This window comes from Microthrixaceae bacterium (assembly GCA_023957975.1).
In the GTDB taxonomy this organism is placed as follows: domain Bacteria; phylum Actinomycetota; class Acidimicrobiia; order Acidimicrobiales; family Microtrichaceae; genus JAMLGM01.
On the sequence record JAMLGM010000006.1, the window covers coordinates 102,690 to 128,976 of the forward strand.

Annotated in this window: 25 protein-coding genes; 6 read left to right on the forward strand and 19 right to left on the reverse strand. The window is 65.8% G+C overall.

Going from position 1 to position 26,287, the window contains the following annotated elements; translation table 11 throughout:
* Positions 1-38: 38 nt before the first annotated feature.
* Positions 39-416, reverse strand: a complete 378-nt coding sequence (locus tag M9952_10255) for a DUF488 family protein (protein ID MCO5313297.1) — start codon at positions 414-416, stop codon at positions 39-41.
* Positions 406-1,464, reverse strand: a complete 1,059-nt coding sequence (locus M9952_10260; protein MCO5313298.1) for a hypothetical protein — start codon at positions 1,462-1,464, stop codon at positions 406-408. Before M9952_10260 ends, M9952_10255 begins: the two co-directional genes overlap by 11 nt.
* Before the next feature lie 90 nt (positions 1,465-1,554).
* Between M9952_10260 and M9952_10265 the strand changes: the two genes are divergently transcribed.
* The gene (locus M9952_10265; GenBank protein MCO5313299.1) at positions 1,555-2,688 is read left to right on the forward strand and encodes an AI-2E family transporter; all 1,134 of its coding nucleotides are present in this window, start codon (positions 1,555-1,557) and stop codon (positions 2,686-2,688) included.
* Positions 2,685-4,499 (forward strand): SLC13 family permease, encoded by a 1,815-nt coding sequence (locus M9952_10270; protein MCO5313300.1) that lies wholly within the window; start codon positions 2,685-2,687, stop codon positions 4,497-4,499. The genes M9952_10265 and M9952_10270 overlap by 4 nt, the downstream gene beginning before the upstream one ends.
* A 114-nt stretch (positions 4,500-4,613) precedes the next feature.
* On the opposite strand, the gene M9952_10275 is transcribed toward M9952_10270, so the two are convergent.
* The 5 genes from M9952_10275 to M9952_10295 are packed head-to-tail and all read right to left on the reverse strand — an operon-like array spanning position 4,614 to position 11,038.
* A complete protein-coding gene (locus tag M9952_10275; protein MCO5313301.1) occupies positions 4,614-5,411 on the reverse strand; it encodes a hypothetical protein in 798 nt (265 codons plus the stop codon).
* A 27-nt stretch (positions 5,412-5,438) separates the two neighbouring features.
* Complete coding sequence (locus tag M9952_10280; GenBank protein ID MCO5313302.1) at positions 5,439-7,163, reverse strand: alpha/beta-hydrolase family protein; 1,725 nt, start codon at positions 7,161-7,163, stop codon at positions 5,439-5,441.
* Between the two features lie 24 nt (positions 7,164-7,187).
* Positions 7,188-8,855 carry an AbgT family transporter gene (locus M9952_10285; GenBank protein MCO5313303.1) on the reverse strand — a complete coding sequence of 556 codons (1,668 nt, stop codon included), beginning with the start codon at positions 8,853-8,855 and terminating at the stop codon, positions 7,188-7,190.
* 51 nt (positions 8,856-8,906) lie between these two features.
* A complete protein-coding gene (locus M9952_10290) occupies positions 8,907-10,373 on the reverse strand; it encodes a leucyl aminopeptidase (GenBank protein MCO5313304.1) in 1,467 nt (488 codons plus the stop codon).
* Complete coding sequence (locus M9952_10295) at positions 10,370-11,038, reverse strand: CPBP family intramembrane metalloprotease (GenBank protein ID MCO5313305.1); 669 nt, start codon at positions 11,036-11,038, stop codon at positions 10,370-10,372. The genes M9952_10290 and M9952_10295 overlap by 4 nt, the downstream gene beginning before the upstream one ends.
* Before the next feature lie 516 nt (positions 11,039-11,554).
* Here M9952_10295 and M9952_10300 point away from each other — a divergent pair.
* Positions 11,555-13,975: a right-handed parallel beta-helix repeat-containing protein gene (locus M9952_10300; protein MCO5313306.1), complete on the forward strand. Its 2,421-nt coding sequence runs from the start codon at positions 11,555-11,557 to the stop codon at positions 13,973-13,975.
* Positions 13,976-14,025: 50 nt separating this feature from the next.
* Here the strand turns inward: M9952_10300 and M9952_10305 are convergent, their stop codons facing one another.
* The 8 genes from M9952_10305 to M9952_10340 all read right to left on the reverse strand — a co-directional run bounded on the left by M9952_10305 (position 14,026) and on the right by M9952_10340 (position 20,972).
* Positions 14,026-15,396 carry a fibronectin type III domain-containing protein gene (locus M9952_10305; protein ID MCO5313307.1) on the reverse strand — a complete coding sequence of 457 codons (1,371 nt, stop codon included), beginning with the start codon at positions 15,394-15,396 and terminating at the stop codon, positions 14,026-14,028.
* A gap of 210 nt (positions 15,397-15,606) precedes the next feature.
* Complete coding sequence (locus M9952_10310; GenBank protein MCO5313308.1) at positions 15,607-16,485, reverse strand: dienelactone hydrolase family protein; 879 nt, start codon at positions 16,483-16,485, stop codon at positions 15,607-15,609.
* Positions 16,486-16,563: 78 nt separating this feature from the next.
* Positions 16,564-16,791 (reverse strand): hypothetical protein, encoded by a 228-nt coding sequence (locus tag M9952_10315; GenBank protein ID MCO5313309.1) that lies wholly within the window; start codon positions 16,789-16,791, stop codon positions 16,564-16,566.
* Between the two features lie 52 nt (positions 16,792-16,843).
* The gene (locus tag M9952_10320; protein ID MCO5313310.1) at positions 16,844-17,173 is read right to left on the reverse strand and encodes a phosphotransferase; all 330 of its coding nucleotides are present in this window, start codon (positions 17,171-17,173) and stop codon (positions 16,844-16,846) included.
* A 195-nt stretch (positions 17,174-17,368) separates the two neighbouring features.
* On the reverse strand, positions 17,369-18,385 hold the full coding sequence (locus M9952_10325) for an acyl-CoA dehydrogenase family protein (protein ID MCO5313311.1): 1,017 nt from the start codon (positions 18,383-18,385) through the stop codon (positions 17,369-17,371).
* Positions 18,386-18,610: 225 nt separating this feature from the next.
* A complete protein-coding gene (locus tag M9952_10330; GenBank protein MCO5313312.1) occupies positions 18,611-18,871 on the reverse strand; it encodes a hypothetical protein in 261 nt (86 codons plus the stop codon).
* Between the two features lie 79 nt (positions 18,872-18,950).
* The gene (locus M9952_10335) at positions 18,951-19,412 is read right to left on the reverse strand and encodes a hypothetical protein (protein ID MCO5313313.1); all 462 of its coding nucleotides are present in this window, start codon (positions 19,410-19,412) and stop codon (positions 18,951-18,953) included.
* A 117-nt stretch (positions 19,413-19,529) separates the two neighbouring features.
* Positions 19,530-20,972 (reverse strand): alpha/beta hydrolase domain-containing protein, encoded by a 1,443-nt coding sequence (locus M9952_10340; GenBank protein MCO5313314.1) that lies wholly within the window; start codon positions 20,970-20,972, stop codon positions 19,530-19,532.
* A gap of 1 nt (position 20,973) precedes the next feature.
* Between M9952_10340 and M9952_10345 the strand changes: the two genes are divergently transcribed.
* Together M9952_10345 and M9952_10350 are read left to right on the forward strand one after the other, a co-directional pair.
* Positions 20,974-21,216 (forward strand): hypothetical protein, encoded by a 243-nt coding sequence (locus M9952_10345; protein ID MCO5313315.1) that lies wholly within the window; start codon positions 20,974-20,976, stop codon positions 21,214-21,216.
* Between the two features lie 75 nt (positions 21,217-21,291).
* Positions 21,292-21,903 carry a TetR/AcrR family transcriptional regulator gene (locus M9952_10350; protein MCO5313316.1) on the forward strand — a complete coding sequence of 204 codons (612 nt, stop codon included), beginning with the start codon at positions 21,292-21,294 and terminating at the stop codon, positions 21,901-21,903.
* Between the two features lie 2 nt (positions 21,904-21,905).
* Here M9952_10350 and M9952_10355 read toward each other — a convergent pair whose 3' ends face one another.
* Positions 21,906-22,295 (reverse strand): SHOCT domain-containing protein, encoded by a 390-nt coding sequence (locus M9952_10355; GenBank protein MCO5313317.1) that lies wholly within the window; start codon positions 22,293-22,295, stop codon positions 21,906-21,908.
* Between the two features lie 105 nt (positions 22,296-22,400).
* Here M9952_10355 and M9952_10360 point away from each other — a divergent pair, with 105 nt between their 5' ends.
* On the forward strand, positions 22,401-23,198 hold the full coding sequence (locus tag M9952_10360) for an MBL fold metallo-hydrolase (protein ID MCO5313318.1): 798 nt from the start codon (positions 22,401-22,403) through the stop codon (positions 23,196-23,198).
* Here the strand turns inward: M9952_10360 and M9952_10365 are convergent.
* The 3 genes from M9952_10365 to M9952_10375 all read right to left on the reverse strand — a co-directional run bounded on the left by M9952_10365 (position 23,182) and on the right by M9952_10375 (position 26,243).
* Complete coding sequence (locus M9952_10365; protein ID MCO5313319.1) at positions 23,182-24,741, reverse strand: copper resistance protein CopC/CopD; 1,560 nt, start codon at positions 24,739-24,741, stop codon at positions 23,182-23,184. The two genes, M9952_10360 and M9952_10365, sit on opposite strands and share 17 nt — an antisense overlap.
* 96 nt (positions 24,742-24,837) lie before the next feature.
* The gene (locus M9952_10370; protein ID MCO5313320.1) at positions 24,838-25,524 is read right to left on the reverse strand and encodes a YcnI family protein; all 687 of its coding nucleotides are present in this window, start codon (positions 25,522-25,524) and stop codon (positions 24,838-24,840) included.
* 47 nt (positions 25,525-25,571) lie between these two features.
* Positions 25,572-26,243 (reverse strand): hypothetical protein, encoded by a 672-nt coding sequence (locus M9952_10375; protein ID MCO5313321.1) that lies wholly within the window; start codon positions 26,241-26,243, stop codon positions 25,572-25,574.
* Positions 26,244-26,287 lie beyond the last annotated feature (44 nt).

The window sequence follows — 26,287 nt, forward strand, 5'->3', positions numbered from 1 at the left end:
TACAACTCGCCGCTTGCGCCGTGACGCCCGGTTTCGATTCAGATACCGGCCCCGCCAAGAAGAAATTCCCGCAGGACGACGGCCCCGGAGTGCTCGATATCGCGGGTCGCAGTGACCAACGCCAACTCCCCGGTTTGGGCGGCGGTTCTGAGGCGCTCGACCGCAGCTCCGGCATCGCCGTGGCGCAGTTCGTCCTGGTATCGGGAGGAGAACTCCTCGAATCGGTCGACCGCGTGGTCGTACCACTTCCGCAACTCGGTGCTCGGCGCCACGTCCTTGCACCACTCGTCGAGGGCGGCCCGTTCCTTGGAGACGCCCCGGGGCCACAGGCGGTCGACGAGCACCCGCCGACGGCCGGGCTCGGGTGGGTCATAAGCGCGCTCGATGTGCACATGGTCCTTGAGGTCACGTCGCATGGGTCACCCCCCTCTTCCCCCAGCCTCGTGCCGCGGTGGCAACCACGGCTATCGCAAGGCTCGCGGCGCCGACCCACAAGGCGGCTGTAGCGAGCGGGGCCGCGAGTTCCTCCGCCACGATGCGTATCGCCCGGACCGCCCCGGGGGTGAGGCCGGCATCGTCCAACCGGTCGATCCCGGCCTGGGTCGACCCCCACAGCAGCACCATCATCACCGCGGTGGCGGCAGCCAGGGCGCCGAGTGTTCTCAACCGTCGCCGGGATAGCGCCAACGCCGACACCGTCGCCCCCACCGCGATCAGCGGAGCATAGAGCCCGACACGCTGGGCAAGGGAGACCACGAACTCGATGACCGCAAGGACTCCACCGACCGACCCCTCCCGGGCGATCGTGTACTCGGCGAAATTTCTCGGCAGCGTCACCCCGAGCGCTTCGGACACCGCTGCACGCTGCGCGTCCGCCCCGTCGATCTGAGCGAGATCGGGCAGTTCGACCGACGGCAGCACTCCGACCGTCTGCGCCGCTGCGAATGCGTCGACCACCAACGGCACGAGGTTGACCCGAAACGGCTCATCGGCGGAGATCTCCCCGAGGCCGCCGCCGTCGACGACCGTCTCGACGATGACCCGATGGAGCCGACCTGCCGCAGACGTTGCGAGGGAGTTGGCGATATCGGACCCGATCACGGGCGCCGCTATTCGCGCAGCCGCCACATCGGCAGCCCACTCCTGTGCGGTCGAGCGGAGCCGCCGAACCACCGGATTCGACGTCGAGTCCGCGTCGTCGATTCCCAACACCTCCATCGCCGCGCTCACCGCCCGGTCGGCCGCAGCGGTCGCCAGGTCCGACACGACCTCCTCATCGTTTAGTGCCGCTGCCACCGCGTCGCTGGTGCGCGCCGGCGAATCGATGATCGAGTTCACCCACGAACCCACCACCGACAACGCGATCGCTCCCACCGCGACAGCGCAGACCAGGGCAACCACGACCGAGCGAACGACGCCGCCGGGACCCAATCGATCAGAGGCGTGGGAATCGGCGGCTGACATGGGTCGACACTAGCCCCAGGGTGCTGACTCTGTGGACGGCAGTTCTGTGGACGGCAGCGGGTGCATACCCAGGCCCCCTAACCTGCCCTCATGGCCGACACGAGCGCGGATTGCACGACGACGAGCCCACCCGCCGCCCCACGACCCCGCTTCGAGAGTCCGACACTCAACAGTGTTGGACGCAGCGCCTGGGCAGTGGTCGGAATCACCCTCGTCGCAGCGGGGGCGATCTACGGGCTCGCCGCGATCAGCACGCTGGTACTTCCCCTGGTGTTTGCCGCCGTCTTTGCGATCCTCGCCCAGCCGATGCAGCGCTGGCTGCTCGACCGCCGGATCCCACCGGGGCTCGCTGCCGGACTCATCGTGTTCGCCATCGCCGCGACCATCATCGGCGTGATAGCGCTCACCGCCCGGGGCCTCATCGAGCAGTACGACCGGATCGCGGATGAGGTCGAATCCGCTCTGACGCATTTCGACATCGACAACGCCGATATCGAGGCGATCCGCAACCAACTGCAGAACCTCGGAAGCGGGCTGGGGTCCGGGGCCGCAGGATCGGTTGCAGCAGGGTTCAGCGCCGTCGGCCGGACCCTGGTCGGGGTGTTGTTGGGCGGGCTGATCTTCTACTACTTCCTCAAGGACGGCTCGAGAATCCGCCGAGGCGCGGTCAACCGCGCCGCGGCAGATCAGCAGGCCCACCTCAATGCGTTCATCGAGGACACGTTCTTCGTCTTTCGCCGCTACTGGCTCGGGCGGGCCATCATCTCGGCCGTCGTCGCTGCCGTGGTCGGAATCGGTGCCGCAATCCTGAACCTTCCGTTGATCACCACGATCGTCGTCGTCACCTTCGTCGGCGGGTTCATCCCGTATCTGGGAGCGCTGATCGGGGGCGCGCTCACCGTCGTCGTCGCGCTGGGTTCGAACGGCATCGTGTCGGCGATCGTCATGCTCGGTGTGGTCATGGTCGCCAACATCGTCATCGAGAATCTCGTCGAACCCGCCGTCACCGGCAAGACGCTTCAGATCCACCCGCTCGTCGTCCTGTTGTCCACCACCCTCGGCGCGACCGTGGCCGGCATTCCCGGCATGATCATGGCCGTTCCCATCGTGGTGATCGCTCAGCGGGCCGTTCCTGTGTATCGCACCGTCGTTCTCGGCCACCCTTTCGTGGACGTGCCGCTCGATCTGGACCCACTCGACGACGAACCCCAGAAGCGACCATGACCGACGCGGCTGTCGCGCTGCTCGTCCTCGGCGGGGTCATCGCGTTGTTCATGGCGAACCGGTTCCCCGTGGGCTCCGTCGCCGTCGCCACCTCGCTCACGCTGTGGGCCACGGGCCTGTTGACCTTCGACGAGGCCGTCGCCGGGTTCGGCGACCCCGTGGTGATCTTCATCGCCACCCTGTTCATCGTCAGCGAAGCCATCGACGCCAACGGCCTCACCACCTGGGCTGGGCAACGGGTCGTCGCGATCGCCGGCGACAACATGTCGCGGGTGCTGGTGTCGATCATGGCGTTGTGCGCTGTGCTCACAGCGCTGATCAGTCTCAACGGATCGGTGGCAGCGCTGTTGCCGATGGCGGTCATGTTGGCCATGAAGCTGAAGGTTCCACCGTCACGTCTATTGATGCCGATGGTGTACGCCGGTAGCGCCGGTTCGATGCTGGTTCTGATGGGCAGCCCGGTCAACGTCATCGTGTCCGATGCCGCCAGCGAGGTCGGCGAAGGCGCCTTCGGGTTCTTCGAGTTCGCCGTCCTCGGCGTACCCCTCCTGATCGCCACGATGCTCATCGGCGCCCTGCTGACACGCCGTCTTGTGCCGGATCGTCAGCCCGTCAGCGCCCCACCCGACCTCAGCCGGCACGCCCACGCGCTCGCCTCCCACTATCAACTCAGCGAGGGTTTCTACCGGCTTCGAGTTCGCGACAAGTCGCCGCTGATCGGCCGCAAGGTCGCCTCGTTGCGTTTCGACGATCACCCCACGATCGACCTCATCGCCACACAAGGGGCCGACGGCCTTGCCCGCGCTGTGGAACATGTTCTCGAACCCGACGACGTGCTGGTCGTCTCGGGGACCACCGAACACGTCAGCACGTTGGCGGTCGCCGATGGGCTTGCGGTCGCACTCAGCCCCGCGTCGCCGGACTCCCCAGACACCCTCATCGGCCGCGAGGCCGGCGTGGCCGAGGTTGTGGTGCCGCCGAGGTCACCGCTGATCGACGAGACGATGTTCCCTGGCATGGTCCGAGGCGACGACCTCGTGATCCTGGCGATCCAGCGGTACGGCCGAGACTTCGGCGACAAGCCGGTCAAGATCGCTGCGGGCGACTCGATCCTCGTGTGGGGTTCTTGGGATTCGGTCGACGGCCTCGTCACCGACCGCGACGTCTTGATCGTCGACAGCCCGGACCTCATGCGCCGCCAGGCAGGACCGCTCGGCAAGGCCGCGACCCGCACCGCAATCATCGTCGGCGCCATGGTGCTGTCGCTCGCCTTCGGTCTCGTTCCCCCTGCCGGCGCCGGCTTGATCGCAGCACTGGCCCTCGTGTTGAGCGGTTCGATCTCCTCGGCACAGGCCTACCGCGCGGTGTCGTGGGAAACCGTCGTGCTGGTCGGCGGACTCATTCCGATGTCGGCGGCCATCCAATCAAGTGGTGCCGCTGACAGCATCGCCGAGCGTGTCATCGACCTCGTGGGTTCGGGTTCGCCGATGCTGTTGATGCTCGCCCTCTTCGCGCTCACCGCGGTGCTCGGCCTCGTCATCAGCAACACCGCCACCGTGCTCATCGTCTTGCCAGTGGCCTTGTCCGTCGCGGCCGAGACCGGGTACGCCGCCAAGCCCGTGCTCATGTTGATCGCCGTCGCGAGTTCCGCTGCGGTCCTGACCCCGGTTCAGACCCCGGGCAACATGATGGTGATGGCCCCGGCGGGTTACCGGTTCAGCGACTATTGGCGCCTCGGCGCACCGGTTCTGCTCGCATGGCTGGCGATCGCATTGGTCGTGATCCCGATCATGTGGCCGTTCGCGCCCTGAGCGACCCCGCCGACCGCAGCGGTCCGGCCGGCGGTCTTGAACAGACTCATGATGGGTTCTCCGGTGATGGACTCGGTTGGAACCGATGACCATGTGGCGGGTGCGTAGCGGGGGTCATCGGGATGCCCACGACGCCGCGGCGATCGCGGCACCGCCGAGCGCCGTCGCGGCTAGAACGATATGTTCGAACCAGGGGCTCGTCGCCACCTCGATGTCGAGCAGTGGAACGACCACCGACGTCCACACTGCGACGGCCACCGTGAACGCCAGCACCGTCCGGGCGACAACCGTCGGGATGGCGGACGCCAATCGAATGCGTCGACGTTGCCACCACAACCCGGCGATGATCGCCCAACCCGCGAGCAGGATGGTGAGATTGATCGCCACACCGGCCGGCAGCGCTCCCTCGCAGGTGGTACGGCCTGCGGCGATGCGGTAGCGCTCGAGGTCGAGGGAGCTGGCGAACTGCGAGGACAGCGCAATCACCGGGCCCACGACCGCAGTAGCGATGAGGATCAGCCCTCTCGTTCGCACGAAGAGCGCACGTGCCGCGCTGTAGGCCCCCAGGATGCTGCGTAACGCAAACAGCAACAACAACGCCGACATCGACAGCGCGGCACCGTTGAGCATCATCTCGTGTGTGAGGCGGCCTCGGTCGACGTCGGCGCCTGTCTCGCCCGCGAGCCGCGCGTAGGTGAGGCTCAAGATGAGCAACGTGAAGAAGGCAGCGGTGAACACCTCTGCCCCGGCCGACAGATCGTTGCTGTCGCAGTCATCGTCGGTGTGGTCGAGCGGAATCAGAATCGCCAGCAGCGCAAACCCGCTCAGGAGCCCGGCAACCGCGGAATACCAGCCAGCGGTCGCCGCTGCGTTCAGGCTGGCCGCGCTCAGTCCACAGCTGAGGTCGGTCATGTCGAAGCGCCCACGTCGACCGTCGCCCTATCCCAGGTTGTCGCGCAGCAGGTCGCGCAGCCGGGCCGTGTCGGCCTCAACCCAGCCCTCGGGCGGCCGAACCGCCAACCAGCCGTCGACAACGTTCTCGCCGAAGATGTGGCCGTGCCCGGCAGGGACCTCGCCAGCACCGGGCAGGTCCCCGACGATCTGCCAGAACGCCACGACCGGACGCCACCCGAACGCCGGTGACCGGTCGACAGCATACGGCCGCTCGTTCCAATCCGGCTCCAGCGCCCACAGACCCCAGTTCCACCACGTCACGGGATCCGATGCGTTCTGGAGGTACACGATTCGCGGCGGATCATCCGCGCTCGGTGGCCCGGGAAGATCGGCGGGCTCCTGGGCGAAAAACACCCCGGGCACCGACGGCTTCGGCTGCCACTCGGGCGAACCCTCGACCCGATGGCGGGTCAGTTCCTGACGCAACGGGTTGTCGTAGGTCGGGCCGATGAGCAACGCCCCGTCGCTGAGCGTCTGGATCTCTTCGACGGTCTCGAGCCCGCGCTCCAACCCGAAGGAGCCCAGGCTTTCTCCGAATCCCAGAACCGTCGGGCGGACGTCGGGGTCCATCTCGTCGAGATGCTCCATCACGGCGTCCCACATGGCCCGGGTGGTGTCGCCCGGTGGCTTGTCGTCGATCAGCACGGTGATCCAACTCGGCAGGTAGGAATACTGCATCGCCACCAGCGCCGTGTCGCCGCCGTACAGATACTCGATGGCATCCGCCGCATAGGGGTTGATGTATCCGGTACCCGTAGCGGTGAACAACACCAGGACCTCGCGCTCGAACGCTCCGGTTCGCTCGAGCTCCTCAACCGCGAGGCGGGCCCGTTCGGCCAGCGAATCGTCGGCGGCCAACCCGACGTACACCCGGATCGGCTCCTCGCAGCAGTCGTCACCACCGAAGCTTTCCAACTCGGCGAGCCGAGGTCCGGACCCGATGAAATTGCGGCCTTGGAATCCCAACTCGTCCCAGTCCACCACCGAACCCGGCCCTCCGGAGCGTTCGGCATTCGTCGGTTGATACATGCCCTCGCGTGTCGAGTGGTCGATCGTGGAGAACATGGACTGCATGGTCGACACGGCGAGCCGGGCCAGAACCCCCTGGGCGAACCCGACGATCAGCAACAACATGATGAACGATCCGACCGCCATCGACACCCGTGGCGGGACGACCCGGTTCAGTGGACGGATCAACGCCCGGGTTCCCGAGCGCACCAAGCGGGAGATGAACAACACCAGCACCGCCACCACGGCGGCTACCACGACCACATACGCCCGCGTCAGCGCCGGGTCCGGCTCCAGGCCGACCTTGGTGCGCAGTTCGTCCTGCCATCCGCGCGATTTCCAAAGCATCGTCGCCAAACCGATGACCGAGATCGCACCCAAGGCCATCCAGGCGCGCCGCTTGACCAGCGGTGACGGCTCGCGTCGTACGACCCATCGCCGCAACGCTGCGCTGAGGCCCGACCCGATACCATACCCGCACACCGCGGCAATGCCGGTGACCACGCTCTGGGTGACCCACCCGCGCGGCAACAACGACGGGCTGAGCGACCACAACGCGAACCACAGACCGACGACCAGCCCGCCAAAGGTCAGGCGCGGACGAACCAACCACCGCACCCAGCCCCCGAAGGAATGCTGGGCGCGGTGGCTCCCGTTGCTGTTGCTCGACGTGTCCTCGGTCTCGAACTCGTTCTCAGTCACACCCACTCCTCTGTGATCAGTAGATCACAAGGAGATGGGGGCTCCAGGACCGAGCGGGATCCCAAAGACCCAGAACACGCCGAACAACAGGATCCACGCCACCGAAATAATGACCACGTACGGCAACATCAACGCCACGATGGTGCCCATGCCGGCCTTGCGCTGATAGCGCTGAGCGACCGTCACGATGAACGGCAAATACACCATGAGCGGGGTCATGACGTTGACCGGGCCGTCCCCAACTCGGTACGCCGCCAGCACCGTCTGAGGCGCAACGCCGAGCCTCATGAAGATCGGGATGAACACTGGGGCAAAGATCGCCCACTTCGGCACGACCCCGGGAAGGATGAAGTCCAACAGGAGAATCACGAGGATCATGGCGATGAGCAACGGCAACGCACCGACGTTCGCCGACTCGAGCACGCCGGCCAACACCACCGCGAGGACCCGGGGGATGTTCGTGTAGTTGAAGTAGGCGATGAACTGGGAAATCATCAGCAACATGAAGATCAGGCCGGACAGCCCGGCGAAGGTCTTTGTCACCGCCGCGATCACGTCGTCGCTTGCCGTGATCGTCTTGGCGCCGATGCCGTAGGCGATGCCACAGGCGAGGAACACCAGGGTGATCAGGAAGATCAGGCTCGCCATGAACGGCGTGTTGCCGATGATGGCGTCGGTGACGGGGTGGCGCAGGGGCGCACCCGGGGGTGCGACCAGCACGACGATCGCGAGAAGCATCGCGACCATGGCCCGGAAGGCGAACTTGAGCCCGCGGCGCTCGGCCTCTTCGTCGACCTCGTCGCCGGATGCTGCGCCGCCGCCGACGTAGGCCGGGTCGCCCTCAGCCGCGTCGTAGGCGCCGAGGCGACGTTCCACGATCCGCTGGGTCACCAGCACCGCCACCGCTGCGAGCAGGAAGGACGACACGATGCCGAAATACAGGTTGGCCGTCACGTCGAGGTGTTCGCCGGACGAACCGATCGCCTCGTTGGTGATTTCGGTCAGCATCGAGTCGACCGGGGTGATGAGCAGGTTCACCCCGAAGATGCACCCGACTCCGGCGTAGGCCGCGGCGAGACCCGCCAGCGGGTGTCGCCCGAGCGAATGGAATGCCGCGGCAGATAGAGGTATCAGAATCAGGTAGCCCGCATCGGATGCGACGCTGGAGAGCACACCGATGAAGATGAGGCTGAAGGCAATCGCTCCTGACGGCGCCACCGAGACCAGTCGACGGATGAGCGCATCCATCATCCCCGCCTGCTCGGCGACCCCGACGCCCGCCATCGCCACGAACGTCACGGCGACGACCGCGAACCCGGCGAAGTTGTTAACAAAGGTGCTGAGGATGTAGCGGATCCCATCGATCGACAACAGGTTCCGAACCGGGTAGGTGACTTCCTGAACCGTGTAGTCGGGAAGTTCGGCTTCCTGCCCGGTCAGGAGATCCCACGCGACGATCGAGCCGCCGAGTTGGCCCTGGAGATCGTGGAGTTCGGCTTTGGGGACCGGCGTCACGACTTCCTCGGTGACCGACACATCGAAGATGGACAGCACCATCGACAACACCGCCACACCGGCGATGAGGTACAGGAACATGATCACCGGGTGCGGGACCTTGTTGCCGATCGTCTCGATCTTGTCGAGGAAGCCCGAGGACTCGCCTTCGGGGGCCACTGCCGCTGTGTCGTTCATTGCTGGGCTCCTGTGCCTGACAGTGTTAGGGCCTGATCACCAACGTCTCGGTCAGCCCACCAGATCGCGGAGGTACTGGGCGACGAGGCGCACACCGGCCCCGGTCGCCCCGGCCGCCTGGTACGGCTTGACCGGCTTGTCGAGCCAACCCGTCGCTGCGATGTCGAGGTGGGCAAAGGGAACGTCGCCGGCGAAATGAGCGAGGAAAGCCCCTGCGGTGATCGAACCGCCGGCCGGCCCCGCGAGGTTTTTCACATCCGCGATCTCGCTCTTGACCATCTCGCGGTATTCCTCCCACAGCGGGAGCTGCCAGGCGCGGTCGCCGGCGGACTCGCCGGCGGCGAGCAACGCGTCGGCAAGGCTCTGATCGGTCGACATGAGCCCGGTCGCGTGGTGGGCCAGCGCAATGATCGCGGCGCCGGTGAGCGTGGACAGTTCCACGATCGCCGCGGGGTTGTAGCGCTGTGCGTAATGCAGACCGTCGCTCAGGATCACCCGGCCTTCGGCGTCGGTGTTGAGCACCTCGATGGTCGACCCCGACAGGGTCGTGACGACGTCGCCCGGGCGGAAGGACCGGCCGCTCGGCATGTTCTCGGCCGACGGAACGAGCCCGACGAGGTGGACCGGCAACTGCAGTTCGGCGGCGACCTTCATCGCCCCGTAGACCGCCGCTCCGCCGCCCATGTCGTTCTTCATGTTGGTCATGAAGTCGCCGACCTTGATGTTGAGACCACCCGAGTCGAAGGTCAGACCCTTGCCGACGAGGCACACGGTCGGGACCCCTTCGAGGTCGGCGCCGTATTCCATGATGATGAAGCGCGGCGGGCTGTCCGAACCCTTGCCCACGGCGAGGACTCCCCCGAATCCCTGCGCTTCGAGTTCGTTCTCGTCGAGCACCGTCACCGAGATGGACGGCACCTGCTCGCCGAGTTCGACGGCCCGCTGGGCAAGTTGTGGCGGAGTCTTCTCAGCCCCCGGGGTGTTGACGAGGTCGCGTGCGAACACGACGCCGTTGCCGACGATCGTGCCGGTTGCAACACCGCCGCTCACCGCGTCGAGTTCAGTTGCGCCGACGAGCACCTCCACCGCCTCGATTTCGTGGGACTCGGCGTCGCTCAGGTTGGTGCGATAGCGAAGGAAGCGGTAGTTGCCTAACAGGAGACCGACGGCCACCGCCTCGCCGAGTTCGGCCCCGGCGACCACGAGCCCTTCAGGAAGCCCCATCGCGACCGTGGCCTCGCCGAAGCCTCGCGCGACACGAATCGCCGAGGCGGCCGCCTGGCGGATGCGTTCACCATCGACCTTGTCGGCCTCGCCCAACCCCACCAGCACGAGCCGTGTCGGAAGGCCCTCGGTGCGGGGGTAGACGACGACGGTCTGGTTCGGCTTGCCCGTAAAGTCGGCTGCCTCCACCGAAGACGCTAGGGAATCGGGAAGGTCGGTATCGCCGAGCCAACCCAAAATGCCCACCGATGCGGCAGATTCCAGTACCGACCCGACGCTCACCTCGATCTTCATGTCATTCCTCCAAAACGGGATCCCGCGCAGTACGCGACAGCGTAGCCAACACTGTTGAGAGCGAGGTGCGCAAACGCGGGCGAAATCACACTTTTTGTCGTTCGGCGGAGCCCGGCGAAGGCGAAACCCGCTGCGGTCGTCGCGAGCACCGTGCCGGCCACGAGCCACGGACCTGCCACCTCAACGCCCGCCGTGTCCGGCGACGTCACCGCCCCGCCGGTTGCCGCCGGGTAGAGGTGCCACATTCCGAACAGCACCGCGTTAACCACCAGCGCAGTCCGCGATTCCCACAGCCGCTCCCCTAAACCGAACAGCACTCCCCGGAACGCGAACTCCTCGACCGCCACGGTGCCGAGCGGGATGACCACGAAAATGCGCCACGCCGCCTCGGCGCCGCTGCCGGCGACCCGCTCGTCGGTGACGAGCCCAAGCGCCCCGCCGAGTATCACCAAGATCGCAATGCCAACAAAGACGATCGCCCCGACCCGTAGTCCACGACGCGCTGTTCCGCGACCCAAGCCGAGTTCGTCACGGGTCAACCCGGCGCGCCACACCACGAGACCGAGCGCAGCCATCACGACGACCTGCCACACCCCGTTGGGAGCGTGATCACGCGTCAGGTTGACGACGGCCAGAACGACGACGACGGCGACAAACGCTGGCATGCCAGCGGGACACTACCCGGCCGCGCTGCCGGCGGTCGCCAGCAGTCGCCGGCACGGCTGTCGGGCTACGGGTGCCGCGGGCCCTTCCGGTCGGAAGCTCAACAACTCGGCGCGCCTACCGACAGGGTTCGCACGCGAGCGGACTTCTGGAGGGGTGCGATGAAGTTTGAACGATTCACAATGGCGGCTGCCATCGTGACAACGACGCTCTTGGCGTCAGCGTTGTCGGTCATGTCATCACCAGCGGCAGGTGCGGCCGTTGCCACGCCGGTGATAACCGAGGTCGCCTTGTTGGCCTCGGGTACCGATTCCGGTCCCGGGAACGCGAACCCGAACTTCCACCGTGTTCGTGTGCGGTGGGCGCCGGTCGACGCAACCGTGGCGAGCTATCAGATCTGGTGGAAACCGTCGGGCGGGTCGTAGTCATGGACTGGAAACAGTGGCACCTACAAGCCAACGATCTCCTCATCCACGCTGGTTGACGGCCAGTACGGCTATCAGACCGAAAAGAAGCGGGTGACGGGATCGGGGTCGCAGTACGCCGATCTCGGCACGAACGCGTACGGCATCGTAGAGGTGCCCGACGCGGCGGGGATCGATCTGTACGAGTTCACCGTCATCGCGCAGACCGCCGCGGACAGTTGCTGGCCAGGGTCGGGCAAGTCGACCTGTATCCATTCGACGGCTTCGCCGGCGTTTCAGCTGGAGATGCCACCGGTACCGACCATCGCTCAACACAGCAGTGGGCATCCGATGCGTCCGTGGCGGCTGCGTGCACAGTGGTCGTCGTCGGTTACTCAGGGAACTTGGACGTTGAAGCGGTCGCTCGTCGGTGTCGGTGGTGGACCGGTCACGATGGATCGTGTCGCTGTGACCGGGGCGGCAGCGGAGTCCAGCCAGTTGGACTACAACTCGGTCGGGGCGAACTACTACCTCGAACGCGAATACGTCACGGGTGGGGTGAAGTTCATCACCGCGGCGGTGTCGACGGGCATTCAAGCGGCAGTGCCTGCCTACGAGTGGGACCCGAACCGGGCGCGGGAATACGCGGGGGCGGTCTTGCCGATCATGACGCCGAACCCGACCGGTGGCGACGTGTTGTGGGTCGACCAGAACGCTGCACCTGGCGGCAACGGCACCGACAACTACCCGTACCAGACGATCTCCGCAGCGGTGGCCGCGTCCTCGAACGGCTCGACGGTCGTGGTCCGTTCCGGCACCTACCGCGAGTCAATACGAGTGCCCTACAACCGCGACAATCTCACGATCCGAGCAGCACAACACGCCACAGTGATCGTGTCAGGCGCCGACGAACTCCCCGCTCACCAAGGTGCGGGAGGCTGGACCAGGTACGGGTCCAGCGGCCTCTACGGCTTCACCGTCTCATCGTCGCCCCTATTTGGCACTGACGATGTGGGAGAAATGGTCCCTGACCAGATGGATCCAAACTATGAGGAGGCAAACGACCTCGAGCAGCTCATCGTCGACGGGGAACAGGTCGACCAGATCGACTGGTGCGATTGGTCCGGTGAACGCAACGCGCCTCATTGCAACAAGGCACCATTCCAGAATCTGGGGCGGCCCACGTACACTGTGGGGACCTTGGGAAATCGATTCTTCTATGATCGAACCGCGAAGAAAATCTGGACTGAAAACCCGAATATCGTCGCCGGCACAGCATCAAGTGTCGAATGGACCACGCGCGAGTATGGAATACTCGTTGATTCATATACGGAAGGTGTCGCACTTGAAGGCTTAGTCTTCGAGCATCAAGGTCCCATCCTCTCGAATATCGCCGGTGCAGTTCAACTTTACGGAGATGACGTGACGCTGGTCGACATCATCGTCCGCGACAGCTCAGGAACTGGTATCAATTTCAACAGATCGTCACCTACACCTGACCCCGTATTGAGGATGGACCGGGTTACAGCGGTTAAGAACGGCGCACTCGGCCTCCAGATCGGAGGCAAAAAGAGTGATGTCAGTACGGATGGAGAAATAGAGCTGAACTACGTCCGGGTTGACCAAAATAATGTGGTCGGCTATTCGTGGAATAGCTGCAGCTCCAACTGTATCCTCGCCGGGGCCAAGCTGGTTGCCGTGACAGACACGAGTATTCGAAACTCCTCATTCTCCGGGAACCGTGGACACGGCCTATGGTGTGATCTCTACTGTGTCAATTTCAACATCTACGGCAGCGACATTTCGGACAACTACGGCAGCGGCATCTTCTACGAGATATCTGTCGGTGCTCGAATCGAGTCCAACACGATCACCGGCAACGGCTCGGCAACGAACCTGTCAAGCGAGGTGAAAGCGGCAGGTATCAAGATTGCCGGGTCCCGAGACTACGCGGCCCGGAGCCTCGGCCCCGTTGCGATCCACCGCAACACCATCGCCGACAACCAGTCCGCCAACATTCTCATAGTTGATGACTATCGTTCTGCCGATCCGCCACCATCGGGGTTGTTCCCAACCACCAGTGGCGCACCACGCGTCACGATGACCGCAAACGTGATTGCCGAGAGCAGCCGCACCGGCGGCAGTTACTACAACAAGACACAGATCAACGTCATGGACCACAGTCTGTACACCGCGACGCCCAATTCTGCATGGGTTGCGGGCAGCGGCAACAATGCCTTCCTGCACGTCGCCGCCACGAACACTCAACGCTACCGATGGGACGGATTCGACCGATCGGATGCTGGAGACTACTCAACCGCATCGAGTTCCGAGTCCGGCTGGTCGACACGCACTGCAACACCGAGTGGCGGTTGGGCGAGCCAGTTCACTGACGCAGCCAATGGCAACTTCCGGCCCGTGCTTGGATGGACTCCCGGAGGATGGAGCGGGACGCAAGCGCTCAGTGCCCAAGCCCAAACTGCAATGGGCATCACCGATACTTCAACCTCCTTTGGAGCCCGGTACGCGCCGTGATAGCGATCTATCGCAACTGTGCGGCACACGACCGAGCCACACAGTGGGTATCAAGGTCGGAATGGAGTCGACGTGTCTAACTCGACTTCTGCACTTTGGCCATCCTCGTCCCAAAGGTGGAAGACAGTAACACGGGCCTGAACAATGGACCCGGTAGGCACAGTCAACAACACTGACCGGGTTTCAGACAGATACTGCCCATTGCCGTTGCTAGCTCCGGGAACTCGGACCTCAAACCCACGAACAAGGTCCGGGTCGACGGCAGCATCCAGACTCCAGGTCAACTCGAATTTGTCCGGCGCAACCCGCGTGGCGCGTAGGTCGCGAACCGGCACAACCTGCCTCTCGAAATCCGTAGGACGTTCGTATGGCCGCGTTGCGTCCAACACGAGGTCGCCCCACGGGTACTTCACTCCGTCGTAGTAGACACTGACCTGGTACGTGACAACAGCACCAAGTGGGATCGCTGGTGTCATCGCGCCGACGTGTTCCTCGACAGTAAACACCCGTTGATCACCCATCGCCGGGTGATCAGTTGACAGCGATACGGTCACAGGCTTGTTCGGGTCGCTATCCCCGTGACGATCCCATTTCACCGAGAACCACTGGGAAGACGCGTCCTGTTCGAACTTCACTGCTCGAAGGTCCGTGATCGGGAACGTCGCTGCCGGTTCGTCCACGGTCGGCTCATCGTCGGCAGCGGTGGTGATGCTGAGTGGTTGGCCGTAGTTGCCGGCTCGGTCGATGGAGCGGACCAGATAGGTCGGTGTTGCGCCGAGTTGGACTGTTTCCTCGAACACGGTCGTGCCTGCCGGCACCCATCCGAGGTAGTGGTCGTCGTCGTTGCGGTGGATGAGGTATCCCGACAGTCCGACGGCTGGGCTTCCGCTCGTGCCCACATCGGCGACCGGCATCCATTCGATCCGTACGCGACCCGTGGGTGGGTCGACCGTTCCCGATACCGCTTCGGGAACCGGGGGTGGGGTCGTGTCGGGTGCGTGGTTCACCACACCTTTCAGCACTGCTGGAGAACTGAAGTTGTTGGCGCGGTCGACCGCGCGTACTTCGTAGCGGTACCACCCGGGCGCGAGGTTGGTGTCGGTGAAGTTCAATGTGTTGGCGGGGACCCATCGGATGAACACCCAGTCGCGGTGGATCAGGTAGCCCGACATTCCTGACGCGTTCGCGCCTTCGTCGGTTGCCGCGTCCCACGTCAATCGCACGTCGCCGCCGTCGAGCACCTCGAAGCCCAGACCCGTCACCGGCGACGGCGCCGTCACGTCGCGACTCACCGGCCCACCGGACTCATGCGAGGCCACCGACTCGCTCTCCGCAATCGACTCGACGGCACCCGCCACACCAAACCCACCAACCAATGCCACTACTACACCGGCACCCAGCAACCGCAAACTACGCGACATCACACGATCGTCCATTCAACAATTCAACCCGACGCCGCCACCCTGACACCCACTGCCCCCTCACGCAACCCCCGCCCCGGCCAACGGGCACAACTACCCACACATGGCACCACCCTCGGTGCAGGACTCCCCACACAAAGCGCGCGGCAACCACCGTGCGGCACCCGTAACCGGACGACACTGCCGGCGGTCGCCGGCACGACTGTCGGGCTACGGGTGCTTGTCGAACCAGGCGAGCACTTCGGCCGGTGAGGAACTGATCCAGCGATGCAAAGCCGTCGGGTCGACGACACGACGAGTCTCGATCCCCTTCTGGCGGAGCATGTCGCGATACGCATCCATCGTCGCCAACGGCACCACCGGGTCGAGCCCCCCGTGGAGGAACAGCGTCGGCGGGTGGTCATCGCGAATCGGCCCGACATCGCAGAGCGGTCCGAGACACGTCGCATACGAGCCTGCCGCCACCGCCAGCGCCTTGAAGCGGCCGGGATACGACACCGCCATCCGACTCGTCATGTAGCCGCCACTCGAGATCCCGGTCGCGTACATCCGCTCGGTCGACGCATCGCCGAACATACCGGAGTCGAGGGCATCGAACAGCCGCAACATGAGGGCATGGTCATTCGAGCTCAGATAGTCGGGCACCAGCGGATTGTTTGTGTCCCAGAAGGTGACCCCCGCCAGATGCGTCGCCGGGGTCAACACGGCATAGCCGTTGTCGAGCAGGCGCTGTACGACCTGGGTCTGCGAGTACGCACCGAATGGCTCCGCCGGCGACGCCGTCCAGGTGAGCGCCGGGGTGGCCACCGACCCCTGGAACATGATGACGGTCGGCCAGCCGCCCTCGGGAGCATCGCCACGAGGAACCTGCCACAGGATCTGACGGGCCTCACCAGCGGCGGTCAAGGTCGCCGTGCGATACGGGCACGAGAGCGTGATCGCGTCGGTGGAGCACCTCGAACTCGCCGGCACGGCGGCAGGCGAACACGCTGCCGCCGACGTGGTGAGCAGGCCGGCGCCCAGCAGCGCGGCGAGCCTGCGTCGGCGCAACCCCGCCCCGAGCCGCGCGATCAGACCAACGTTCATCATCTCCCCCCTCGTTTCATCATTCCCCGCAACCGTAAGACATATCAGCCCGACTGTCTCGCGATGACCGATTGAACTTGACTACCCCCGATAGTCCGAGGTCTCGGCCAGGTCGGCAGCACTCTTCATGAGGTTCAACACGTACGGACCCAACGCCTTGGCCGCCGGACTGTCACCGCCGTATTTCACGCTTTGTTCCAACACGATGGCGAGCTTCCAGCGGGCGAGCACCGTGTAATAGTCCATGTCGTCGACCTGACGCCCCGACACCTCGGCGTAATGCTCGATCAGCCGTGATGCTCCGGGCATCCCCGACAGATCGACGTAGTAGCTCTTCGCCTCCTCGAGGAGGTGTCCACTTTTAGTCGCCGTGCATGATGCCGGGCACGAAGTCGATCGGCTTGTGCTCCTGCAGCCACCTCGTCGCCTCAGCCAACCCGGGGACCTCACGGGTCTTGACCCGATCGAAGAAGCGCAACCAGCGCTCGACCTGACGGTCGTGGTATCCGTCTGGTCGACCGAGATCGCCCAGGCCGCGCGCCTCCCAGTCGACGGCCCCCATCAGCGCAACGCCCTCGACGAGTTGGTACGCCAGTTCGGGTCGCTTCGTCGGGTCGCTGTGGAACGGTTCGGGCCAACTCGGTGCCGTCCAATGCCTCGATGATTCGCCACTCGCGTTTGATGCCCTCATCACGAGCGTCGGGAGCCTTGGGCGGCGGGATGCGCAGCGCAGCGTGCAGACCGTCGCGCCGCACTTCGTAGATGACGTTCTGGATTCCGCCCGACACTTCGGTCAGTTCGATCGGAGCTCCGGCAGTGCCGAGGCCCCGCTCGTCACACCATGCGCCGAACCGGTCGCGGTCGAGCGTTTCGGATGTCTGCTCGCTCATGAGTTACCCACCTCGTGCTCCAGAATCTCGGCGTACGTAGCCCTGACCTCGGCGAGGCGAGTCGGGATGTGTTGGGATGGCCACTCGCCCTCCGCAGGTCGACGGTCGCGCAGCACCTGACGCGCCACCGTCACCTTGTGGACCTCGGTCGGTCCGTCCGCGAGTCCCATCACCGGACCCGCGAGCAACACCGATGCCAAGGGCATCTCGTTCGACACCCCGAGCGCCACGTGCAGCACCATCAGCCGGAACTGCAGAAGCTGTGCGTAGGTGTCGGCAATGTAGCCCTGCACGAACTGCTTGTCGGCCAACAACCCTCCAGCGACCTCGCGGCTCAGGGCCCGTTCGCACATCATCTCCAGCGCCTTGTTGCATTGGCCCACCGTGCGCATCGCGTGGTGAATTCGTCCGCCTCCCAGGCGGGTCTGGGCGATGACGAAAGCCTGCCCTTCGCCGCCCAGCACGGCACCTGCGGGCACGCGCACGTCCTCGTAGTGGATGTAGGCGTGGGTGCCTTCGTCGAGGGGTTCAGTACCGAGGCCGGTGTTGCGCACGATATTGACCCCCGGGGTCTCGGCTGGGACCAGAAACATCGACATGCCCTGGTACGCGCTCACGTCGGGGTCGGTCACGGCCATGACGATGAGGAATGACGCCGTCTTGGCATTGGACGAAAACCACTTGCGGCCGTTGATGACCCATTCGTCGCCGTCGCGAACCGCACGGGTCGTGAACAGGGTCGGATCTGCTCCCCCGCCCGGTTCGGTCATCGAATAACAAGAGAAGACCTCACCGTTGAGTAGCGGTTCCAGGTAACGCCGCTTCTGCTCATCGGTGCCGTAGTGCGCCAGGATTTCGGCATTACCGGTGTCGGGAGCCTGGGTCCCGAACACGATCGGCGCCCAACTCGACCGGCCGATGATTTCGTTCATCAGCGCCAACTTCACCTGTCCATATCCTTGGCCGCCCAGGTCTGGCCCCAGGTGGCACGCCCACAGCCCCCGGTCGCGCACCTGCTGCTTCGGCGCCTCGACACCGCCCGACCGCTGGCGCAACGCGCCCGCGACGCAGCGTTGCGGCTGAGCATCGAGTTGACCTACACCGTCTCGGTCTCCGAACGCGTCGGCACCATGGTGGTGCCGACGTTCTTCGGTACGGCCAACGACCGCGACGAGCGACTCACTCCGCTCACCGCCGCCCCCTTCGTCGCCCCGTTCGGACCTGCCTTTGCCGCCTGGTCAACCGAGGAAGACCAGCGGGCCTGGATCGAACACGGCGGCGACGAAGACTCCGACCTCAACGCACGCTACGAACGCATCCTCGCAGAGACTCCGAAGCGGGGTTACAGCATCGAGCGCATGTCCTCCGCCCTGCGCCAAGCGGCACAGGTTCTCGTCGCGAACGAGCAGGACCGGTGGTCGCGCCCGACACGGCGCGGTCGCACTCAACATCGGAGTGCACCCCTTTGCCGACTTGGACGATGCGGCGATCGAAGACATCGGCGATCGCCTGCGCGACATCACTGCGCAGGCGGGTCACTGATTCGGCGAGCGGGGAGTCGCTGGGCCGCCACCGCGGTCACAGGCCGTAGATCACACCGCCTCGAAGGGTGTCGCCGAACAGGAGATACATGATTTGGTTCGGCAACGGAGCTGGAATGAACGTCACCTGATACGACACCGCGCCCGTCACCTCGACCTCGATGCACTTGCCCGGATCCGGGGCGAACGCACCGTCCAGGGTCAGCTTCTGCCCGGCCGAGAGGTTGTCGAATGAACGCTCCGCTTCTCGAAAGTCGGAGAACTCGCCAGGGAAATACCCGCCGCTCAGCACCCGAAGCGACGACCCTTCCGATGCCGAGGAGATGGCGATCACCGCCTGGCCCGGCAAAAGCGCCCCCGAGGGAACGCACGCACGTGACGTCTGGTTCGCCGGCGGGGTCACCACGCATCCGGCCATGAGCGCGCCGACGACGAGCACCACCGCCACCAACGAGATGCGAGCGGTTCGATTCGAACGGGTGGTAGTCGACATCATCATGGCCCCCACAAGATCGGTATCACCCGAGTCTCCTCCCGGCAGATTTGGCGGACAAGGGGCACAACGTCCCCATCGGCTCGCCGCGGTCGCAGGGGTCGCCGCGGCCGGTCACCGCGGTCAGAACAGCGAGCGGTTGGCCTCGGCCTCCTCGATGAGCGCGTCGGCCTCGGACTGCAACAAGAAGCCGGACCCCACCGCGACGGCGGCCGATTCCCGGAACCGCCGCACGTACTCGTCCGCCGATCCGTACAGCTCGAGCAGCGTCGCCTGATCAAACGGTTCGGTGCTTCCGAACAACGAGCACAGCTCATCGGACCCGCCCTCGGTGGCCACGGGGTCGCCGTCGATCCGGGCGATCGGCACGTCGATCAGCGGATTGCGCACGCCGCCGAGTGCGTTACCCCGGGGGTCGCGAGCCAACGCCACCTCATCGCCCGGCTCCAGTTCGAGCAAGGCACCGGTCGGGGGAGCCTCGCCGCCGGCGGTCCACGCCACGAGGTGGTGGAACCCGGCCGTCAGCACTTCCATGTGGGGACCCGTGTTGATCGGCCCACACCCGAGGATCGCACCGATGCCCGGGTCGCGAGGGCCTCCGAGCAACGCGCGCAACAGGTGAGCATCGGCATGTGCCGTGCCGGCGACCTCCCAGGTCCGGATCCGGGCGCTGTCGGGCTGGCGAACCTCGGAATAGCGCAGTGCGGTCAGGTCGGTTTCGGTCACGAACAGCAACACCGGAACGTCAAGATCATCGCGAATGGTCGTGCGGAACTGCGACCCTTGCCCGCCTTCGCGCAACTCACGCACGAACGCGTAATCGCCGTCGAGCGGGGCCGCCAACGAGGCTCGGCTGTGGATGAGAAAGCCGTCGAACACGGGGCTCAGCGGATGCACTGCGTTGACCAGGGTCGACATGAACATCGCCGACTGAGACTCCCCCGCGGCGATCACCTGGGTGGGGACCAGGTCGCCGAGAAGCGACTGCGGCGAGGCCTGAGCCACCCGGCCGACCTGGCTGAACATGTCGAAGGAGTAGGCGTCACCCGGGTGGGCAAGGGTTCCGTAGCGTTCAGGATCGGTGTTCTTGATACCGCTGGGGTCGGCGTCGACTCCCGCCGCTGCCGCCTGTTGATCGTCGACCTCGACCGACAGAATGGTCTCGCCGCCCTCAATGCCCTGACGCTGCGCACTCACGCCGATGTATGCGTGACCTTCCCGGGCGATTTCTGTCGCAAGATAGGTCCAGTCGGGTGCAGCCTCGATGGCGCTGACGTTGAACCACTCGACCACCACGGTGCCGCTGAACGCCGCCGGATCGAGCGGTCGCCGCACGATCACCCGAGTCCGATAGGGGGCCTCGGCGTCGGGCTCGGCGACCCACCGGCCGTCCTCGGACATGTCGATGGCCGAAAAACTGGTCGCGGTGCCGCCGACGAAGTACTCCTCCATCAGGTAGCCCTCGGGCAGCGCCGCCGCCGGTTGAGGCACCGCGATGTCGGCGGGGCCGCCGGCGACCAGGCTGACCTCGTCGGGCGAATGTGGGTTGAAGGGTGCGCTTGACATCGTGGTCGTCGTCCGTTCCGAATCGCCGCTTGCCGAGCCTTCGCCGTTCGACGAGTCCGACGACGAAGAGCATCCCGCGCCCAGCAGCGACAGCATCGCGATCGATGCCACCGCCCCGGTGAACACGGAGCGTTTGAGTCTTTTCGAGTCCCCCATAGCGCGGGCGAACCTAGCAGGTGCGGACCACGCCGGTCCCGAAACCGGCGATACGATGGGCCGCAGCATCAACACCCGACTCCGCTGATTCGCGGGGAATCACCGTGCGGGAAGGGACACCGTGGGCCGAATCCAACCTCTGGATCGCGAGCAGATTCTCGACGTGACGGTTCGCCTCTCGCGTTCGACCGACCGCAACGCGCTGAGCTACCGGACCATCGCCGCCGAACTCGAGATCGACCCCGCCTCGCTGTATCGCTATTTCGCCAATAAGAAGGAACTCATCAACGCGACGGTCGACCGCCTGTGGGAAGGCGTCGTGGCACAGATCGACCCGTCGTTGCCATGGCGCCGCGGCCTCGAGGCCGGCGCAGATCTGGTGTTTCGCATGGTCGACGCTCACCCGGCGGTCATGGTTGAGGTCGCCCAACGCTCCACCGGCGGCCCGGGCGAGTACGGACTGATCGAACTCATCCTCGACGCGATCGAACGGTCGGGGTTGACCGGCGACGCGGTGGTCCGTGCCTACGCCGTGTTCTCAGGTGTCGCGTTGTCGCTCGCTGCGAACCAGGCGGCCTTCCGACTCGCGGGCGAAGACCCGGATCCGGAGCCGACGAAGGCGTGGGTGTCGGAGCATCTCGTCCCCGACCCCACGCGGTTCCCGCACGTGTTGCACTATGCAGTGCCGCTCATGGCGGTGACGATTCGCGAGGTGTACGACCTGGCGATCGCCAATGTGCTCGACAACATCGAGCACCTCGTCGCTCAGGGCTGAGATCAGCCCAACGCCTTCGCCTTGAGACGGGCGAACTCCGCCTGGTCGATGACGCCGGCATCGAGGAGTTCCTTGGCCCGTGCGATCTCGCCCGCCGGAGACCTACCCGATACGGACTGAACGTACTCGGCGAACTCCGACTCTGCGTCCGTGGCAGCCTTCGCGCTACGTCGGGCCATCCCGTCGCCACGGGAGATGAGATACACCAGCGCCGTCACCAGCGGAAACGCCAACAACAGCACGATCCAGATCGCTTTCGACACCCCACCGAGTTCACGGTCGCGAAACACATCGCTCAACACGGCGAACAGCAACATGAAGTAGCTGATCATGAAGAACACCACGATCGTGGTCCACAACAGATCGCCCAGACCAATTTCAGCGAGCATCATTTTCGGCCTCCTGTCGGCACCGCGTCGTGCCGCCTCGGCCCCGAACGCGGGCCAAGTCAACTCCGCGATCAACGTGAAGTCAACACCGTTGATAGCGTCGGGTTCATGTCGTCGCCGTTCGCGCCCCCGCGCCCCGAGATCACCTGGGTCGGGCATGCGACGACGCTGATCGAACTCGACGGGGTCCGCATCCTCACCGACCCGGCACTCACACCGAGGCTCGCCCACCTACGGCGCCACCATCAGGTCGAGACCGATGGCCTCGCCCCCGACGTCGTGCTCATCTCCCACATCCACATGGACCACCTGCACATGGCCTCGCTGCGCCTGCTGCTGCACGGCCGCGAGCGTCCACTGTCGGTCGTGGTGCCCCACGGCGCGCGACGACTGTTGCCGAGCGACGAACGGATCTCCGTCACCGAAACCCGGGTGGGCCACACCCACCGGTTCGCCTCGGTGACCGTCGAGACGGTCAAGGCGGTGCATTCCCACTCGCGAGGTCCACACCGCCGCGTGCGAGCGGAGGCGGTCGGCTTTGTCGTCCGCGGGGCCGACACGTCGGTCTACTTCGCCGGAGACACCGACCTGTTCGACGAGATGGCGCACCTGAACGCCGATGTTTCGCTCGTGCCCATCGGCGGCTGGGGACGCACGGTCGGGCCCGGGCACCTCGACGCCCACAGCGCGGTGGATGCCGTGCGCCTCCTCGGCGATGCCACCGTCGTGCCGATCCACTGGGGCACCTACAGCCCGCTTGCGCTTCGGGCGGGTCCGCCGCAGTGGCTCACCCGCCCCGTGGAGACCTTCGCCTCGAACCTCACCGAGGCCGGCCTCAGCGGGCGGGTTCACCTGTTGGAACCCGGCGGGACGATGAACCCCGAGGTCGCTACAGATCCAACGTGACTTCGCCGTCCTCGATTCGAAACCGGTCGGGCTTCGCACTCAGGTGAACCGTCCAGGCGCCACGGAGGCGAAGGTCGGCGGTGACGGTTCGATATCTGCCGGTATCGACCGCTTCAAGGTCCTGGGGGATCGCAGCGACGCCGAGGTCCTCGGCGGACAGCTCGAGGGTCGGTTCGGCCACGTCCACCACCACGTTTCCGGCGTCGACGAACGTGACCCGGATTTCACGACTGGCATCGATCTCCTCGCCGATCTCGACCCGTGCGGTGAGGTCTCCCATCGCCACCGAAACCGATCGGGCGGAACGATCTGGACCGTCGTCGTACCGCGGCGAACTGCGTGCCAAACCGGCGGTGACGATCAACACCGCCACCAACACGAGCGCCTCGAACGCCACGAGACGGCCTGTGCCGCGAAGGTCCCGTTCGTTGCGGACCCGACGACGATTGCCCGCACCCAGCGCCAGCGCCAGGCCGACCAGGAGGGCCTTGATGATCAACAGACGTCCCCACGCCGTGGAGGTCAACGAGGCCCAGCCGTCCGACAGCGACCAGGTGACGACGCCACCGGCCACAACAACGACCCCGATCGTGGCGGTCGCCGTCGTCGAGAACCGGCGCAGAACACGCCACCCGGCCCCCGAGCGCAACGCCAGGGCGAGCGCAGGAGTCGCACCCAACCAGACCGTCGCCGCGACGAGGTGGGCGGCGAGCGCCATCCGCGCCAGCGGGCGCCCATCGGCGGCGACGTGGCCGCTCAGGCCGATCAGCGCAAGCGAGAACAGGCCGACGATCGCGACGATGCCAGCCATCGTGCTGTCCTCGCGGCGCCGCGCCGACCAGGCCAGGGTGGACAGCGCGCCGACACCGATCACCAGGTCGGCGGCGCTTCCCGGCCAGATCACCGAGTCGCCACCGACCGCGGCTCCGAAGGCCGTCGCCGAGCCGAGAACCGACAGGATCGCGGCGGCCGCAGCCAAGGTGCGCACCGGTGCGAGAGCGCCGTCGAGATCCGGGCCCAATGCCCAGCGCCGAAGAAACGCGGTGCCGATGGCGACGATCGCTCCGAGAATGGCGAGGCTGCGGCCGAGCACGCGCAGCATCTCCCACGGTCCGGTCGGGCCCGTGCCGCCATCGGTCAGTGAGGCGAGATCGTCGGGCGTCGCGTCGTCACCGGCCCCGACTCGGAACGTGATCGCACCACCGATCGAATGGCCGTCGGCCGACACGACACTCCACGACAGCGCGAACCATCCCCCTTCGCTGGTGTCGACGGGCGCCCGCATTACGTCGCCCCCCGACGGCGCAAGTTCGGTGCGGTTCCCATCGGCGTCGACCAGGACGAACGAGCGGGCCTGAACGGACTCGTTGAACGTGAACACCACCTCGTCGATTGGCGTATCGAGGTGCGCACCGTTGGGCGGATCGGTCGTCACGAGCGCAGCGTGGGCTCCGGCCGCGGGGGTGACGGCGACGAACGACAGCAGGACGGCGACCACGACCGCTGTCGCCTTCGAAACTGAGATGGTCCGGTGAAAGGTCATGACGTGGGGCACGTTTCTGATCGAGACGCAAGGTCGGATCGGGTGGGGTAAGGGGTCACGCCGGCGACCTGGCCGACGTGCCCCCCAACTCGGCGATCAGGCCGGGCGTTTGCGAAGGGCGAGGCCCGCCCCGACCGCTGCGAGTGCGATCGCCACCACGCCGAGGACGCGGGCGACGGCGTCGCTACTTGACTCGGCCTCGGCGTTGTCGGCGCTGTCGGCGCTGTCCTCCGACGGCGCGTCGTCGTGGCCGTCGGTACCGTCGGCTGCGACGAGTTTCACCATCGGGGCCGGGTGCTCGGCCTCGGGGTCGGCCTCGAGCCACGACGATGTTCCGCCGCCGACGCAGTACTGCACCGTCGGCAACAACAGGTCGTCGCCAGCGTGTTCGGGGACCTTCATGGAGATACCGAAGCGTTGGTACTCGTCGTCGGGCAGCGGGTCGCCCTCGGCCGTCCAGGACACGACCGAGACGTACTCGTCGACCTGCTCACCGTGCAGGTCGATCGGCTCGTCGAGAGGAGCCCGCTCGTAGGAGACCGTCCATCCGGCAATGGACTCGGCCTTCACCGAGCTGATCTCGTCGTTGAGTTGCACCTCGACCCGTTCGGTCGCAGCGCCGTCGCAGCCGTGGGGAATCTGCAACTCGATCGTTGCGTACCCGCCAGCGGGTGCGGTCGACGGAACGGGGGTGACGTGTGCGGATGCCACCGGCGTCAGTGCGAAGAGCGCGGCGATGGACGCGCCAGCGAACGCGGCGGGTTTGAAGATATTTGTGGTCATGTGTTGCGAGCCTCCTGGCTCGTGGGAACTGCGAGTGAAATCGGATGTCAGATCGGGACAGGTCGATTTCGAGGAGGCCCGCGAAGCGAGGGTGGCCAGCCGCGTTGTGCCGATTGAAGACGCACCGGGCGTGCTGCAACCCGTTCGGGTATCGCAGCCGCGACACGGACCCGACGCGGAACCCGGCCGAACGCCGCAGCGACAACTGCCGCGACCACCGCCGCGACCTCGACGACCTTTCGGCCCAGGCGGGCCACCAGCAACGCTGCCGGCAACTGCAGGGCGATCGCGAGGAGGACCCGACGATCGGCGACCATGGCGACCGGGTCCACCCCGGCGATGTGTCGTTCCACGCCCTCCATCGAGACCAACAACCCGACCTGAACCGCAAACAACGCCGAGGCCGACGGCGGAGGAACCCGGATTCGTCGAGTTGCCAGCGCCCCGAGGCAGACCAACACGACGAGGAGCGCCAAGAAGGCCCCCGAGGCCACCGGCACGACGTGTGCATGGCCGCTGTGAGCGTCGACCACGGGTGGACTCATCGCCGCGTGGTGTCCGTGGCCCGGGTGAACCGACATGGCCATCGTGTCGGGAGCCGCCGGGGACTCGAGGAGGTACACCAGCTGATAGCCGCCGCAGTGGGCCGCGAGCATGCTCAGCGTCCCCAACAACCCCACCACCAGCGCGTGGGACGCCTGCGCACGCCGATGCCGCATCGGCCGGATGCTACTGCCAAGCACTACCCTGATGTCCCGGTCGG